This is a genomic window from bacterium (Candidatus Blackallbacteria) CG13_big_fil_rev_8_21_14_2_50_49_14 (genome assembly GCA_002783405.1).
Classification (GTDB): Bacteria; Cyanobacteriota; Sericytochromatia; order UBA7694; family UBA7694.
This window is the reverse complement of sequence record PFGG01000041.1, coordinates 121,040-136,654: the sequence shown is the minus strand read 5'-3', so window position 1 is coordinate 136,654 and position 15,615 is coordinate 121,040. Positions and strand designations below refer to the sequence as shown.

Annotated in this window: 14 protein-coding genes; 6 read left to right on the top strand and 8 right to left on the bottom strand. The window is 45.2% G+C overall.

Translation table 11 applies throughout. The annotated features are described in order from the left end of the window. Positions 1-117 precede the first annotated feature (117 nt). A complete protein-coding gene (locus tag COW20_09930) occupies positions 118-2,232 on the top strand; it encodes a hypothetical protein (GenBank protein ID PIW48397.1) in 2,115 nt (704 codons plus the stop codon). A gap of 9 nt (positions 2,233-2,241) precedes the next feature. Then, positions 2,242-3,408, top strand: coding sequence for a hypothetical protein (locus tag COW20_09925; GenBank protein ID PIW48396.1), 1,167 nt, complete (start codon positions 2,242-2,244; stop codon positions 3,406-3,408). On the opposite strand, the gene COW20_09920 is transcribed toward COW20_09925, so the two are convergent. Next, positions 3,381-3,965, bottom strand: coding sequence for an esterase (locus COW20_09920; protein ID PIW48395.1), 585 nt, complete (start codon positions 3,963-3,965; stop codon positions 3,381-3,383). The two genes, COW20_09925 and COW20_09920, sit on opposite strands and share 28 nt — an antisense overlap. A gap of 198 nt (positions 3,966-4,163) precedes the next feature. Here COW20_09920 and COW20_09915 point away from each other — a divergent pair, with 198 nt between their 5' ends. Next, positions 4,164-4,679, top strand: coding sequence for a hypothetical protein (locus tag COW20_09915; protein PIW48394.1), 516 nt, complete (start codon positions 4,164-4,166; stop codon positions 4,677-4,679). Positions 4,680-4,731: 52 nt separating this feature from the next. On the opposite strand, the gene COW20_09910 is transcribed toward COW20_09915, so the two are convergent. Further along, on the bottom strand, positions 4,732-5,436 hold the full coding sequence (locus COW20_09910) for a hypothetical protein (GenBank protein ID PIW48393.1): 705 nt from the start codon (positions 5,434-5,436) through the stop codon (positions 4,732-4,734). A gap of 299 nt (positions 5,437-5,735) precedes the next feature. Here COW20_09910 and COW20_09905 point away from each other — a divergent pair, with 299 nt between their 5' ends. From COW20_09905 to COW20_09895, 3 genes are all read left to right on the top strand, one after another. Further along, the gene (locus COW20_09905) at positions 5,736-6,911 is read left to right on the top strand and encodes a hypothetical protein (GenBank protein PIW48392.1); all 1,176 of its coding nucleotides are present in this window, start codon (positions 5,736-5,738) and stop codon (positions 6,909-6,911) included. Between the two features lie 101 nt (positions 6,912-7,012). Then, a complete protein-coding gene (locus COW20_09900) occupies positions 7,013-7,912 on the top strand; it encodes a hypothetical protein (protein PIW48391.1) in 900 nt (299 codons plus the stop codon). After that, entirely contained in the window at positions 7,909-8,385 is a 477-nt protein-coding gene (locus COW20_09895; GenBank protein ID PIW48390.1) for a GNAT family N-acetyltransferase, read from the top strand. The genes COW20_09900 and COW20_09895 overlap by 4 nt, the downstream gene beginning before the upstream one ends. 132 nt (positions 8,386-8,517) lie before the next feature. Here the strand turns inward: COW20_09895 and COW20_09890 are convergent, their stop codons facing one another. From COW20_09890 to COW20_09865, 6 genes are all read right to left on the bottom strand, one after another. Further along, positions 8,518-9,300, bottom strand: a complete 783-nt coding sequence (locus COW20_09890; GenBank protein ID PIW48389.1) for a hypothetical protein — start codon at positions 9,298-9,300, stop codon at positions 8,518-8,520. Next, complete coding sequence (locus COW20_09885) at positions 9,278-9,544, bottom strand: hypothetical protein (protein PIW48388.1); 267 nt, start codon at positions 9,542-9,544, stop codon at positions 9,278-9,280. Before COW20_09885 ends, COW20_09890 begins: the two co-directional genes overlap by 23 nt. Further along, complete coding sequence (locus COW20_09880; GenBank protein PIW48387.1) at positions 9,544-10,134, bottom strand: hypothetical protein; 591 nt, start codon at positions 10,132-10,134, stop codon at positions 9,544-9,546. The genes COW20_09885 and COW20_09880 overlap by 1 nt, the downstream gene beginning before the upstream one ends. An 81-nt stretch (positions 10,135-10,215) precedes the next feature. Next, positions 10,216-11,616, bottom strand: a complete 1,401-nt coding sequence (locus tag COW20_09875) for a hypothetical protein (protein ID PIW48386.1) — start codon at positions 11,614-11,616, stop codon at positions 10,216-10,218. Positions 11,617-11,713: 97 nt separating this feature from the next. Continuing rightward, on the bottom strand, positions 11,714-12,718 hold the full coding sequence (locus tag COW20_09870) for a hypothetical protein (protein ID PIW48385.1): 1,005 nt from the start codon (positions 12,716-12,718) through the stop codon (positions 11,714-11,716). Positions 12,719-12,791: 73 nt separating this feature from the next. Continuing rightward, positions 12,792-15,443, bottom strand: a complete 2,652-nt coding sequence (locus COW20_09865; GenBank protein PIW48384.1) for a hypothetical protein — start codon at positions 15,441-15,443, stop codon at positions 12,792-12,794. Positions 15,444-15,615 lie beyond the last annotated feature (172 nt).

Sequence of the window (15,615 nt, the reverse complement as noted above, 5' to 3'; positions counted from 1 at the left end):
AATTACAATAATTTCTTCTGAAATGTGTCAAAGGCTATATTCTCTGATTTAAACTTATGTTATGCTTGTTTGACAGTGGATCATAGGAATCAGGCTCATTGACTGGGATTGCACCCCATGTCAGGTTTCCATTGCCCCGGAATAATCACGTTTGGAATGCACACCCCGGAGAATATGCTGGAAAATACAACTGGCAACCAGGAATGGACTGTTGGAGACTATACCCTTCTTAAAGAACTATCGTCTCATATAGGAAGCCGTCTCTTTCTCGCCCGAAATCTTCAGGGCAAACGCGTCATTCTTAAACAGTATCAAGCCGATAGACGCAGCAACCTCAGTGAAGAAGAACAGATCCAACGCTTTCGACGGGAATGTGAAATTCATCAATTTTTACACCATCCCCGTATCATTCCAGCGATTGAAGTCTTCGAGGCTCAAGGCTTACCCTGCTTGGTTTTAGAATATATTCCAGCCCCCAATCTTGAAGAAAAACTCAAATCAGGACAGCGTTTTACACTCTTAGAAGCACTTGATTTAATTCAACAACTCTGTCAAGCGCTCCATTACCTGCATGAACAAGGCGTCATCCACCGCGATATTAAACCTTCAAATATTTTAGTAAATAACGAAAATCGATTATTTTTAACTGACTTTGGCTGCTCAAGACAGGTTTTTGCGCCCCAATTAACACAAACCAGAATGCTTCAAGGTACGCTTGCCTATATGTCTCCTGAGCAAATCAACTGTGATGTCGATTTAGATTACCGTACAGACTTGTTTTCTACGGGTATTGTTTTTTATCAGCTTCTGACGGGTCAACTCCCGTTTACAGGGGAGGATCAGAATGATTTGGCTCAGAATGTTCTGAAGAGTTCTCCCCCCAGTTTACAAAAACTCAACCCTTGGATTCCAGCTTCACTTGAAAGTCTGATTTTTAAAAGCTTGCAAAAAGATCGAGATTATCGCATCCCCACAGCCCGTAAAATGGCGCAGGAAATTGAACTGCTTTTGGAAGACGCTGATATTTACTACGCCGAAGGCAGAATGCGTCTTGAAGAACTGCATCAAGCTGATGCCGGGCGGGAATACTGCCTCTTGGCCCTACAAAAAAATGGCTACCACTTGCCCTCACTCAAAATGTTGGGGCATATTTACCAAGAGCGAAAAGAATGGCCCCGAGCCCGTCGTTGTTTTGAACGGATTTTAGAGACCGCCAAAGACGATCCTTCGATTTATTTTGCTTTGGGTCAGATTGAAAAAGCTGAGGGCTTTATTGAATCTGCCTGTGTTTTACATGAGCAGGCCTGGAAATTGGATCCCCAAAATAAAAATTATCATTTTGAAGTGGCACACTTATTGCATAAATTGAATCGTCGCTACGAAGCGTTGGCACATTTTCAACAACTGATGCAAACCTGGCCTGATTGGGCTCCTCCCTATGCTGAAGTGGCACATATCTATTATTTAGAGGGTCACCGAGAAACTGCCCTGGATCATTATCGCAAGGCAGCTGAACTGGATCCTGCACACCCCCCCACACGTTACGCGCAAGCCACATTGGCACATGAAATGGGCTTTTACCATGAAGCCCTCAATCTCTATCAAATGTTGCTTAAAGCCCAGCCTGAATCCCATGAGATCCGCCATAATTTAGCCAATCTTTATTATCATCTGGGTGAATACGCTCAAGCCAATAAAATGATTCAGAATTTGTTAAACGAAGCGGAATGGCCTCATCTTCCAGAATGGGAAATGAGTTACCGACTGCAAGGCTTTATTTACGCCCGACTCAATCAACATGAAAATGCGATTGAGGCATTTAAACACGCCATCCTTTCGCGTCCCGATCAATTAGATGCCTATCTTTACCTGGCATTTGCCTACCGTGAATGCCTGCGTTTAGAAGATGCCGTAAAAACATTGGTCTATGTCTCACAGCTCCCCGTCGGAGCCTCTGAGGCAAGTGTTTATTTCCTCTTGGCCCGCGCCTATTATGAGCAAGGCAAAGAAAAAGAGTCGCTGAGAGCACTCGAACAATGCCAGGCATGTACACATACCCTCTCCACTGCCATGGCTCAACAAATACAACAGGATATTCAGTTTTTAAAGCATAAACTCAGTCTTGCAAACCCCGAGAATGATCTGGCACTTCAAACAGAATTGAAAAACACGCGTCAACAAACCCTATTGCTCTTTTCAAAGCCTCTCAAAAACCGTCAAAGCGCTGGTTAATTTTTTTTGATGAAATTGTCTTGCCTCAAATGGGCCGCTCTGCTTCCGCTTATCCTCAACTTAAATGCCTGTTTTCCACAAAACAGTATCAATTTAAGTGTATCCATCCCACTGACCGGCCCAGAAGCGCCGCGCGGTCAAAGTATCGTCAATGCACTGCTACTCGCTGTTGAAGAAATCAATCAATCTGGCGGCATCGCAGGCAATACCATTAGTTTAAATATTCGCGATCACCGAGGCGATCCCACCCTTGCACGCGAAAACAGTCGTGATCTCTTGAAACTAAATTCAAAAGGCCTTTTCTTTTTAGCGGGAGCAGAAATCAGTCAGGAAATTTTACCGCATTACTTAGAAAAAAAGCTCTTGGTTCTGGCCCCAGGGCGCATTCAGCTTGAAAATCCTGGTACGGCACATGGTATCATGCAAAACCTCGCCAACCCCGATCAGGAAGCTCAAAGCCTGATCAATTATCTCGTAAAAAGTGGCTATAAACGCTTCGCAATTGTCACAGAACCCGAAAGTCTTTTTGCACGGGCCTTGCAAAAAGCATATCAACGTCAATTAAATTTCTTTCAACTCAAAACTGTTTCTCAAATAATCCAAAACTCAGAACCCTCACTCAAAAATATTCAAAACCTGCTTGAAAATGAAACCGAAGTTATTTTATATGCGGGAGGTTATTCAGGTGCCGCTCAATGGGCTCAAAATCTTTCCAATCTTAACCTCAATTTGGTATTGGCAGGTCCACAAGACTTATTTGATAAAGAATTCATCCGGCAAGCCGGAAAAAGCAATGTTCAGAATGTTCTTACCGTCTTTCCGGATATGGAAACGCCTGAAGAATTCAGCAAAAAGTATCGGAGCCGTTTTGGAGAGACTTCTCCTTTGGCCACATTAACCTATCTCTCTGCCCACCAGTTATTTACTGCCCTCAAAGCCTCGCCGCAAGCACCAGAAGTCTTCCTCAGCGCTCAGAAATTCAGTCCTGGTCAGGCATTCTTGCATCCTCCCATGGCACGTTTACCAGAAAACTATCTCGTACTCTGGCAGCCCGATTCATTGGGTCAATTCAAGAAACTCCCCTCACCACAAAGGCCTTTATTGCAAAAATCTGGCATCCTGCTGGGAGAAAAAGGACGAAATCGGGTTCAGAAGCGCCCCGCAGCCAAGCGTTGATTTAAATCACCCAAAGCTTCTTGCATATGCTGGAACTGATGATTTCCCCCTGAAAACACTTGGCTGGAAATTTGCCAGGATTCGAGCAGGGCAGCATGTTCTGCAGTGGGCAAAACTTCATCGTCCTGGTCTAGATAGGCCAAAATACGGGAAGAAGCGGCACGTACCTTCTCTGCATTTAACTCCAATTCAAGCAAGGCATTCAATTCGGCTTGCGTCCAGGCATAGCTCTCCTGGGTTTTACAATTCTTCAGCGTTCCCAAATATTGACGCAATCCCCCAGCCACATTCTGCAAGGCCGGATTGATCAAAACTGCCCTGACAGGAAATTCCAAAGCCAAATTCAAGCTATAAAAGCCCCCCAAAGAGGAACCCAGTAAAAAAATTTCTGATTGGGGCAAACGCGAGATCAAGGCCCTTAAAAAAGCCATGGCCTCGGCCGGATCTACTGGCAAAGTAGGATTTAATACAGATTCAGCGCCATAGAAAGCTCTCAAGGCATCAACTTTATTGCCATACCCCGCAGAATTAAAACCATGCACATAGATCCAATACATTTTAATCACCTTGTTTAAAATCTTCTCAGCTGAAGAAACTCAAGTGATTGTATCACGCTCACAGGCAACGCGAACCCTGAGTCATGTTAGAATTCAGGCAGAAATGAAACCTTTTAAGCAATGATAACGTCTGTATCAACACGTGCTGAAAGAGTCTTCAGCCAACTTAATTTGTCTAAAAATATACGAGGTATAACGATGCAACTGAAAAACATTTTGGGAACCCTGGCTCTGGCTGCGATGATTTCACCTTTGGTGGCCTGCGGCCCCACTGCTCCTCTGGCCACAACCTCTACAGGGCAAGAAGTTCAGGGAGATAAGGGAATTTCGGGTGCCGTAACAGGTTCAAAAGTGGGCATTTCCACAAAAATTGCAGTCTATGGCGCGTTTATGAATGTCTCTGGCAATAAAATTGATACCCAGAATAAAACCATTGAAAGTGATACCACTTTAGCGGTTGCCCCCGTAAAAGACGGAAAATACAATTTTGCCTTGCCCAAAGCCCCCCAAAAAGCACAGGGAGCAAACTTTAAAATTTTCGCTTTTAACGATGAAAACGGAAACAGTCTCTACGATGAAAATGAATTGAAGTCCAAAGAAGCCAATGTTGTCTTTGCCGTTGTAGGCGGCTATGCCGGTTCAAAAGATGCTGATGGCAATATCGTACTTGATATTCTCTCTGATTTCAAAGATTTCGACTTCAAATTAGATTAATTTCAACAAATATGATAAGCGTCATAAAATATGGCGCTTATTTTTGTTATCACTAACCAGCAATACGTCTTGCCCCCTGAAAACGCTGCGAAAAATAGTCTGAATCCAGGCGATCATAGGAAACCACACGCCCCGTGCGAGGTGCATGAATAAACTGAGCTTCGCCAGCATAAATGCCCACATGATCGACAATTTTTCCTGAGATGCTAAAAAACACCAAATCTCCTGGCAACAATTCCTGACGAGAAACTGGCTGGCCTTCCAAAAACTGCTCATTGGCCAATCGCATCATACCGATGCCTCTCAGGCCAAAAACATAATGTACAAGACCAGAACAATCAAATCCCTGCTCAGGTGTCTCTCCCCCATAACGGTAGGGTATGCCAATCATTTTTCTGGCAATTTCCACAACAGGCGCAGACTGAGTGGTGGACTCCCAAAACCCCTGTGGCAAACGGTCACTTGAGCGCACGGGCAATTCAGTTAAACCAGAGCTGCTTTGCAAATCAGGTGGTTTTACTTTCCAGTTTGAGGTGTTTTTCGTCTGTTTATACGTTTGAGTTTTCTCAGACTTTAAATCTGTGACTGGGTATTTTCCTGGATCAAACAAGACCAAACGAGGTTTGCCATTGGATTTTTGCAGGCTCACCAATTTGGGTTTGGGTTGATCCCACTCACGTGAAGCAGATTGAAAATGGGCACTGCAGCCTACCAAACTCAGTGCAAAACTCAATAGAATAGAATGTTGAAGTCTCATGATCTTATTTTGCGTGATCTTCAATAGGCAGATTTGTGATCAATATCTCAAAACGGATAAAATTGCTTTTTTTTTGTTCTCAAACTAAACTGTAGTATGTCACAGGGTCTTTTCATAATGCACAAAATTGATTAAAATCAAAGTTTAGAACTGACACGTATCAATTTAATAGTTTGAGATATCAAGCTAAAATTAACTATGAAGCTATGTGACTATTACCTAGAGTCAGTTTGACGAAAAGCCTCTCCACAAAGTAGGTAGGTTTTGCTTCTGCTGCACACAATATAAGGGGAAAAGAAATGCAACAACATGATTTAGAAAAGGCTGTTGAAGTCGCGCCTGATATTTTTTGGGTTAGCCAGAGAGATCCGAACAGCCTTCTGCAAATTAATGTCTTTTTAAGACGCTTTCGAGCGGATGGAAGAGCCATTAATTTTTTAATCGACCCAGGCCCTTCTGATTTTTTCCCAACTATTTCTCGCAAGGTCGGCTCCATCATTTCGGATATCACCCAAGTCCAAATGTACTCAATTAACCATCAGGATCCTGATGTGGGAATGAATTCAACCTTTATTTCAAAAATGAATCCCCGTTCTCTCTGTTTGTGTACTGAGGATACCTGGCGTTTGATCCGTTTCTTTGAAATTCCTTCGAAAACCTATAAAAACATTCACAGTTTTGATCAAAGAAGAGTCACCCTGGCGACGAGTAAACAACATGTTCTGGATTTTGTGCCAACACCCTATGCACACTTTGTAGGTTGTTTTGCCATCTATGATCGTCAGGCACGTGCTTTGTTTACAGGTGATTTGCTCGGCGGCTTAAATCCGCCTGGTAATTTAGATCTCTTTGCAGGAGAGGGACATTGGGACGGCATTAAAACTTTCCACCAGATTTATATGCCATCGAAAAAATCAGTCCAATATGCCATTGATGCGATTCGCGCTCTGGATCCTCCCCCCCTGATGATTATCCCCCAACACGGGGCAATCCTTCAGGGAGAAGTCATGGAGACCTTCCTCAACAGACTTTACAATGTGGACATGGGAATGGATCTCTTCGGTAAACAAAACGAGGAAGAACTCATCCGTGGCTACAGTGATGTGATCGCCACCCTGTATCAGCGCTTCCTGGCCTTTGTTGGCCCCGAAGAAGTGGAATTGCTTTTTGACTTTGCGGATCGCAAACAAGATTTAATGCATCTTGTGGATATGGATATTCAAGGTTTGAAGAAAATTTTCGCTCAGCCGGAACAAGCCTTGGGGCTTTTCCTGAACCGCATCGCTCAGTACCATGACCGCGGCGTCGTCAATGAAATTAAGTCACTTGCGATTAAAGAGACTTTGCAACGCCGTTTGCCCCTGCCCATGGATCATCTCTACCAAGATGCTTTTGAAGACAGCAGTCGGGCTCCTCAGGGCATTCTGGACAATGAAGAAACCCTCTTGGATGGTGACGCCATGTTGATGGGCTAGGTCCATCCCTTCTAGGCCACCTGTAAAGGGTGGCCTTTTTCGTTTCTTCGCTTTCGTCGCTCTTGAAACCAGCCTTAGTCAGTGCCTAGAATATTAAAATCATGAATAAAGATGAGCTTATCGCCTGGATTGCACTGCCGTTTATTGTCTTGCTCGGCTTCCTGCTGGCATGGGCAGGAAGTGACGGGGGAAAAGCCTATGCCTCCCTTCCTGTCTTTTTCTGGTGTGCCATCGTGTCTTTTGGTATTCAGTGGCTGGCTTTTATACCTGCATTCTTCAAACAAACTGAAAAATTTTATGATTTAACAGGAAGTCTGACCTATCTCACTTCCTTAGGCCTTGCTTTATATCTCAGCGGAGATTTTGATTTTTCCTCACTCTTACTCAGTCTCTTGATAACCCTTTGGGCTGTGCGCTTGGGTTCCTTTTTATTTCTGCGTATTCAAGCAGTGGGTGAAGACAGTCGATTTCGTGAAATCAAGAAAAGTTTTCCCCGTTTTCTGGTCGCCTGGAGTCTTCAGGGGTTGTGGGTTATTTTTTCAATGGCAGCTGCTTGGGCTGCCATCACAACGCAAAGCAAAGCAACTCCCAACCTCCTGACGGGTATGGGAATATTGATTTGGTTGATCGGTTTTGGCATTGAGGTGATTGCAGATCAACAGAAAAGTAATTTTCGAAAAAGCCCAGAAAATGCGGCTCAATTTATTCAATCGGGTCTTTGGGCTTGGTCACGACATCCCAATTATTTTGGTGAAATCCTGCTTTGGGTGGGTATTGCCTTGATCGCATTGCCCCAACTCAGGGGCTGGCAAGTATTGACCCTGGTCTCCCCCCTATTTATTACACTCTTGTTAACTCGAATCAGTGGAATCCCCCTTTTGGAAGCAAAATCCGATTTAAAATGGAGTGGTCAAGCCGACTACGAGCACTATAAAGCAACTACGCCAGCCCTGATTTTACGCCCACCAGCCAGAAAATATATCAACAAGGATCCCGAATGACGTATTATTTCAGAAAACTCACAAGCACAGATTTTCCATTGCTCTTAAAATGGTTGAAGCTTCCCCATGTTCTGGAATGGTGGAATGATGGCGATGATACCCTCGAAAAGGTTGCTCAGCACTATGGAACCCCTGAAGCAGGCGTAGAACGCTTTATCCTGATAGAAATCAAGCAGGAGAAGGAACTGCCCTTGGGATATTTTCAATATTATCAAGCAGAAGCTGGAAGCATTGGTATTGATCAGTTTCTTGGCTCTCCGGAGTCCCTGAATCAAGGCCTCGGAACCCAAACCATTCAAGCCTTCATCACCAGAATCAGACAGGAAAAAGGCCCGGTCAGTATTCTTGTGGATCCTGAACCAGAAAACAAAAGAGCCATTCGCTGTTATGAAAAAGTGGGCTTTCAATATGCATACACGGTTCCTTCAGTGGACAAACCTGGGAAGTCAGCTTATATCATGATCTACCCATAATTTTGCGGTATAAAATCGTAAGTCTCACTGCCTCTCGCAATCGAGAGGGGAAATTCAGGCTGAAAAGGGCACAGAAAAAGCCGCTCAACTGATTGAACGGCTTTTCAAGAATCAATGATTGTATTGACTGAATTAAGATCTTCCCACCACTTCAATCTCAGAAAGCCCGGGCGATTGACTGTTGTCTTTGGTAAAGGTCAATCGAACAGAGGTGGCTCCATCTACAGGTTTGCTCAAAACCAGATTTAAATCCGTTTGCTGAGTTGGCAAGGTGATTGTTTCACTGAGCAAAACCCCTTGGGGGCTGCTAATTAAAAGCGAAACCTCTTGAATTGTCAGCCCCTCTAAACGTTCGCGATTGCCCCTGAGATTAATCCCAAAGATTCCCACGGGCTGAGGGAAACTGATCTCAACGGTAGGCAACTTGCCTGTACTGGGCGTATCACTGGCAGATGAAAACCAGGAGGTGGTGAGTTTTCCATCTGTCAGGCGGTTTTTTTCAAAGGTTGGATTGAGCTCACTGCTGACAGAAAGCGAAACATTGGGTTGACGGGCCAAATTCCAATCTACTGAGAGCGGATTGGGATCCTGGGGTTTCACCACATTGATCTTCTGAGCGGTTAAGACAGGTGCTGAGAGGACAGGCGCGGGCTGTGCAGGCAACTCAACCGCCTGAGAAAGATGGGTGGGGGTTGGGCTGGCTGTCGCCTTCGCCGAACTTACCAATTGCTGAAGCAAACCAGCAGCCCCTGAAGCAGGCGTCGCCGAGGGTGAGGGAGCCAAGACCGTTCCAACCGTATTGATCAAATCCAAAGCCTCACAGGCACTGAAACTGCTGAGGGTGATCAAAACTGCAAGAAATTTTAAAACGGGAACTTGATGGTTTTTCAATTTATTTAAACTGGCCACGTTCATTGAGTTTGCTAACACCCTCGGAAGTTGCTTTGGCATAGCCTTTCATTTCAGAAATATCTGTTGCAATGGTACGGGTTTGCTTGGCAAGATCTAAAGTGTATTTCCGAAGCGCCTGGACTTCTTTCAAGAGTTCGGCAGAATTTCCAGCTTGATCAGCGGCCACCAAGGGCTGAACAAAGGCCAACATGCCTCCGGCAACCAGCCCAGATACTACGCCCATGATAAATTTTCGATCTTTCAACATTACGCTTGCCTTTCTCCCGGAATTTTCCGGCCAAAATCTTTAAATTGTAAGGAATCAGACTCTATTTTATACAGTGCCAGAACTTCGCGCAAATTCATGGCCGTTGTATCCTGCATCGAAAAGCCCAAAAGCGCGAGGCCTTGCGTAACGGTTTCTTGATCAGCAGCTTCAACTTCCAGGTAGGGGGGCATACCGGCCCATTCATCTATCTCGAAATGAAGCCCCGGCATTTGCCAGGTCTCTCTGATTTTTTCATCAATTCGGATGCGGACAAAGCCCAATTTCAGTAGAAATGACTCCATCATTTCAGGATCATCAACCAGGGTTTCAGTTTCATCGGCAATTTTAAACTGATCGCGTGAAACCGTTTTTTTGAGTGTCAAAAGACTTTTCTGTCTGCCTGTTGCCAAATCCCGCATCTGACGAATACGGATATAGCTACCATCCTCTTGTTCATAGAGACGCCTGTCATGAAAATCGTACATGCGATTTTGCTGAAACTCATAACCCGTCTGCGTACAACCTGCAGCGCTGAGTTTCTCTCGAATCTCTTGGGGATCAATATTGAGGAGTTTTACTTCGATTTCCATGTTTACCCAGCTGATCTTATCTTCAGTCAGCTTAGCATGTGGGCTTTCAGGGATTCAACAGCTTAGCGGAATGCCCATGCTTTAATTACGCAGTGCATTGTCAAAACTCACCAAGCCATTCCCAAATTGGTCATCGCGACCCACTGCACCCAAGTCAATGGCTGTAGACTCAATTTTCTCACGCACTTCTGCAGGGCTGAGATAGGGATGCAGGCTCCAAATCAGAGCGGCTTGAGCAGAAACCATCGGTGTGGCCATAGACGTACCATTCAGCGTGGCATATTTTTGAGGCAACCCCATTTTATTGGCGGTGACTTCATAGGTTGGAAAAGTTGAAAGAATGCCAACACCCGGCGCAACTACATCCAATTCGGCACCGCGATTTGAAAAGCTCGCCAATTGGTTTTGTTGATTGATGGCACCCACACATAAAAATTTACTGGCAGCGGCTGGATAGCCAATCGCTCCACCATCATTCCCCGCAGCAGCGACAATCAACGCCCCTTTGCGTTCGGCATAACCCGCCAGAAAATTGGCAAGGGTACGCATCACCCCTCCCCCTGGAGGAGAACCCAAACTGAGATTGATGACTTTCGCGCCATTATTGGCTGCATAGGCAATGCCTTTGGCAATGGTAAACAAACTGCCTGAACCATTCGCGTCAAGCACTCTGACAGCCATGATTTTAACCTGGGGAGCCAATCCTGTCACACCTTCAGAATTGTTCATCTGAGCGGCAATAATGCCTGCAACATGGGTGCCATGGCCATGCATATCTTTGGGCTCGTAATCCTTATCAACATAATCAGCCCCTTTGATCACCCGTCCTTGCAAATCAGGGTGGTCATAATCAACACCTGTATCAAGCACTGCCACTGTAACGGCAGCATTACCCAGACCTGTTTGCGTCCAGACTTCAGGCATATGCAAGGCATTTAAATACCACTGATCCCCTGCCAGGGGGTCTTCAGCTCTAACCTGTACAGGCTCTGTTTCAGAACTTGCTGTATAGCGCGTATTCACAGGCATGGCCTTGGCAGAGGTTTCTTCTGTTGAACGGCCAAAGTACTTTTTGACCTTTTCCAAAAGACTCATCTGCACTTTAAAATTGAGATTGGGAATTGCGAATTCTACTGAGGGATCAGCCTGATAAGAAGCCAAAGCCTGTTGCAGATTTGTTTTTTTGGAAATTCGATGCAGTTGGGTGGTTTCATCTGAAGTATTAAAGGTATCGAGCACTTCGGCACCCATGGGAACCGCTTGGGTGCGAAAACCCGGGCGATATTTCACAATCACTTCGTTTTCAATTGGCTTGCTGGTTTCCAGATAAACCTGAGTTTGCGCAGTAGAAGCAGGTGTTTGAGCTTGAATCCCTGTAACCGTTAGATTCGTTTGAACAGGTGCCATAGATTGCATCAGGGAAGGTTGTGATTGACAAGCGGTCAATCCCAGCAGTAATAAAGGCAGTAATTTTGATTTCATTCAGGCGCTCTCTACTGTATTTCTCTATAAAATGTATCGCCTGAATGCCCCTCAAGGTTTCTTAAGAGCAAATTAATCTTTATTAAATTTATGCTTATTACTTCAATTGCTGAAGCTTGAAGCCTTTCGTTTCTAATAGGGACCTCAGACTGCTGGAGCCGCTTAAATGTCCCATGCCCACGGCGACCACGCTGGCCCGCTCTTTTAATACGGGTTCTAAGATTTTAATCCAGTTTTGATTTCGCGCTGTGACAATGGCTTGATAATATTCAGGCTCTTCAGCCCGATCCTCTTGATCAAATTTGGCCAAACTTGCAAGATCGCCAGAATTATAAGCTGTAATCACACGTTTCAGTTCGGCAATGCTGTCTTTCACAGGTTGGCTCAAATTCTTCTTCAAACGGGTAAACTGAATGTCATCACTGACCCCATCAGCCAAGGCCTGAATTTGTTCAGTCAGGGTCTCTAAATAGCCAATTTCAACCCCAGCGGCTTTAGACGTATTCATGAGCACCTGATCCATGATTTGAGCCGGTGAAACTGCGGGATCCGAAGGGGGAGATTCCAACATAAAATTGATAAACCAAGGCCGCAAGCGCATCAATACAGGGTCAGGCAGGTTTTGAGCTGTCAAGCGTGTTTTCAGCGTGGCCCACTCAGATTCACTCAGAGATTTTTGGTTATCGCGCGTGACATCCACTGCAAATTTCTGAATTTCAGAATTGATAGCCGCAGCATTGCTGACATCGGCTTCCATATAAAAACGAGCAGCAGATTTGAGTGCTAAAATAACTTTCTCAGGCGCTTGAAAACTCGCATCAAACGGGGCATGTACGGTTCCAATCAAATATGAAACCGGGGTCTCAGCCTGGGGAGGACGCACCTCCCAGACCAGAATATTTTTAAGGCCGGGTACTGAAACCGCGGTTTGGCTACCCGTATTCGTGATTTCTGAACTTGCCGTTGTTTTCTGATTTGAGCGGGTGAGGTTCTCAGTGGAATTTCCAGTTGTGACGGGCAATTGGGCGCAGGAAAAGCTGGAAAGTGTGAGCGCAAAACCCAATCCAAAAATCATCTGTTTCAACGGCTTCAAAATCTGCATAAACTGCCTCTTTCCTACTGAAAAACTTCGCTCCTGCCATTATACAGGAGCATCTTCTCTGAGTTCCAGCTTCTTAAGCAATCTCAATCAGAAGTCTGAAACCCAGATTCGGAAGCCTGCGCACAGCAGAAAGCCCCACCCTGAGACGGCAGGTACAACCTTCGGCAGGAGTATCAAAGGCCCCACTGCGCACAACGCGTTGCTTGCCATCTTCCGAAGGAGGGGGCTGACCAGGCAAAGGCTGATAGCGATCCTGAACCCATTCTCTGACATTGCCCAAGATATCAAACAGGCCCAAAGGATTGGGACGCTTTAAGCCGACGGGATGGGTCGTTTGATGAGAATTGCCTGCAAACCAGGCATACTGCTCCAAGTTTGCAGGATCATCGCCATAGAAATAGCGGGTAAGATTGCCTGCGCGACAGGCATATTCCCATTCCACTTCAGAGGGCAAACGATAATTCGCCTCCTGAAACTGATTCAAGCGATGAATAAACAGTTGGCAATCATCCCAGGAAACCTGTTCGACAGGCGCCATCGGATCTTGAAATTGAGCGGGTTGATTGTACATCAAAAACTGCCATTGTCTTTGGGTCACAGGTGTGGTTTGTAAATAGAAAGGTTTACGGGCCAGTTCAGAAAAACCGTTTTCTTGGGGCCCTACTCTGAAGACCTGAGAGCCTGAATAGCTGTCTGAACCCTGGTAGGGATGTATCAAAGCAAACTCCATCCCCAAGGAATTGGTAAGACGGGAAGGGTAGCTTGCAGCATGGGCTGAAAAGAGTCGATGGTGTGACTCTGGAATTTCTGAAATTTCTGAAGCCAGACGCGCATAATGGGCATCCAACCCCATGAGATCTGAACTGCTCTCGAAAGATACCTTTGGCTCTTTTTTTTCTGGCAGGGTTTCGAGAATTTTTTCAAGGTTTAATTCTTCTTCTGAAATCTCTTCTAAATCTTCGAGAGCATCCTGGGTCAGCCCTTGCTGTATCTGGCGGCCCAAGGGATCGGGTTTTGCTTCAAGCGGTTGTTGTTCAAGCGGTTCTGTTTTGAGGGCATTCAATCGCTCCTCAAGTTTGCGCAATTCTTCTTCTCGCTGCTTTAACTCCTCTTCACGTTTGTGCAGTTCAGCTTCCATGCGTTCTTTTTCAAGTTGTTGCTTTAGCTCTGCTTCTCTGAGCTTTGACTGTTCTGCTTCCAAACGCTTTTTTTCGGCATCGCGCTCGGCCAGTTCGGCTTCCCACCACAGTTCTTCTTCTTTGCTGCGCAGTTCTTCAAAGCGTTTGAGTTCAGCTTGTTTCCGCTGAATTTCAGCTTCCATTTCCTGTTTTTCAAGCACTTGCTTTTCTTCCGCAGCCCGAATCAAGGCCTGTTCTTGTTCCAAGCGTTTTTTTTCGGCATCGCGCTCAGCCAGTTCAGCTTCCCACCACAGTTCTTCTTCTTTGCTGCGCAATTCTTCAAAGCGTTTAAGTTCTTCCTCTTTGCGCTTAAGTTCTTCTTCTTTGCGTTGCAACTCTTCGAATTGAAAATCATCAGGATCATCGTCAATTCGCTGTGCACCGGTCACTTGCAGTGCGGCCTCAATCAGAAGCTTTACCCGATCCAAAGAAATCTCCATAAATGCTGCAGAAGCTAAAATGGCCTCTTCATCTTTGGGAGTGAGATACTGACGGGTGAGGCGCGGCAGAATGGCACTTTTTGTAAAATTTTCTTCAGCAGTACGGGTTTGACTCTCAGGGTCATTGAGTACAATTTGATTTGAGCGGTTGATCATATTCCGCCAGTTTTGAATACTGTCAGGCCGATTGCTCCAGCGAATCTCCAAGCCTTTCAGTAACCATTCTTCATCCTGCGGAGAAATATCAATGCCCAACTGAGAAGGAAGAATCAACTCAGCATCCCCTAAGAGCCGGTCACCGGGCACAGGTGGCAAGATCCCTGTCAGAGCATAATAGAGCGTTGCCGCCAAAGAATAGATATCTGTCCAGGGGCCTTGAATCCCATTGATTGAATATTGCTCTGCAGGAGCAAAACCTGGCGTCAGAAAGGCCAAAAGGTGAGTGGTTTGGCCTGACAAAGCCTGCCGGGCGGCCCCAAAATCGAGCAAAATGGGCTCTTTCTGAAGTGTCATATAAATATTGTCAGGTTTGATATCCCGATGATAAATCCCCTTTTGATGAACTTCTTCCAGTGCATCCAAAAGAGGCATCAGAAGGGCTTTCACTTCAGCAAAAGGAAGCTTTCCGCCACGGTTGCGGATATATTCTGTGAGGGTATCCCCTTCAAGATATTCCATCACAAAATAAGCTGTATTTAATGCTTTAAAAAACTGTCGGATCTTGATAATATTGGGGCTGCGAAAATTTGCAAGTAAGCGCGCCTCTGAAATAAATTTTTCTTTGCCCGCATTAAATCTTTCAGTCGCTGTGCCCAAGAAAGGCGCAACAGAAATACCATCCGTATCACGGTTTGCGAATTCAATCGGAAAATACTCTTTAATCGCAACCGCCATGCCCAGATTTCGATCGTATCCCAAATAGGTAATCGCAAATCCGCCATGCCCCAAGACGCGCCCAATATAATACTGTTCATTGAGGCGAAAGGGGGGACGCAGATAAAGTGGGCTCTCCTCCTCAAATTGAGGATAATGACAGCGGGTACACTCAGCCGTTTCCCAAGGAAGTATTAAAAAACAATTGATACAATACTTTTTTTTATCAGGCATAGCTTTAAACAGACATCACGCAGTTTCAACATGGTTGAGGATCTTTACCATTATATATGAGTCGGTCTGGGTAGCAGTAAGATGAAATAAGAGCCTAACCGATGTTTAGCACATGCAAGTCACAGAATTCAAAAAAAATATCTGATAAACTGAAGATCAGACTGATTTGGAG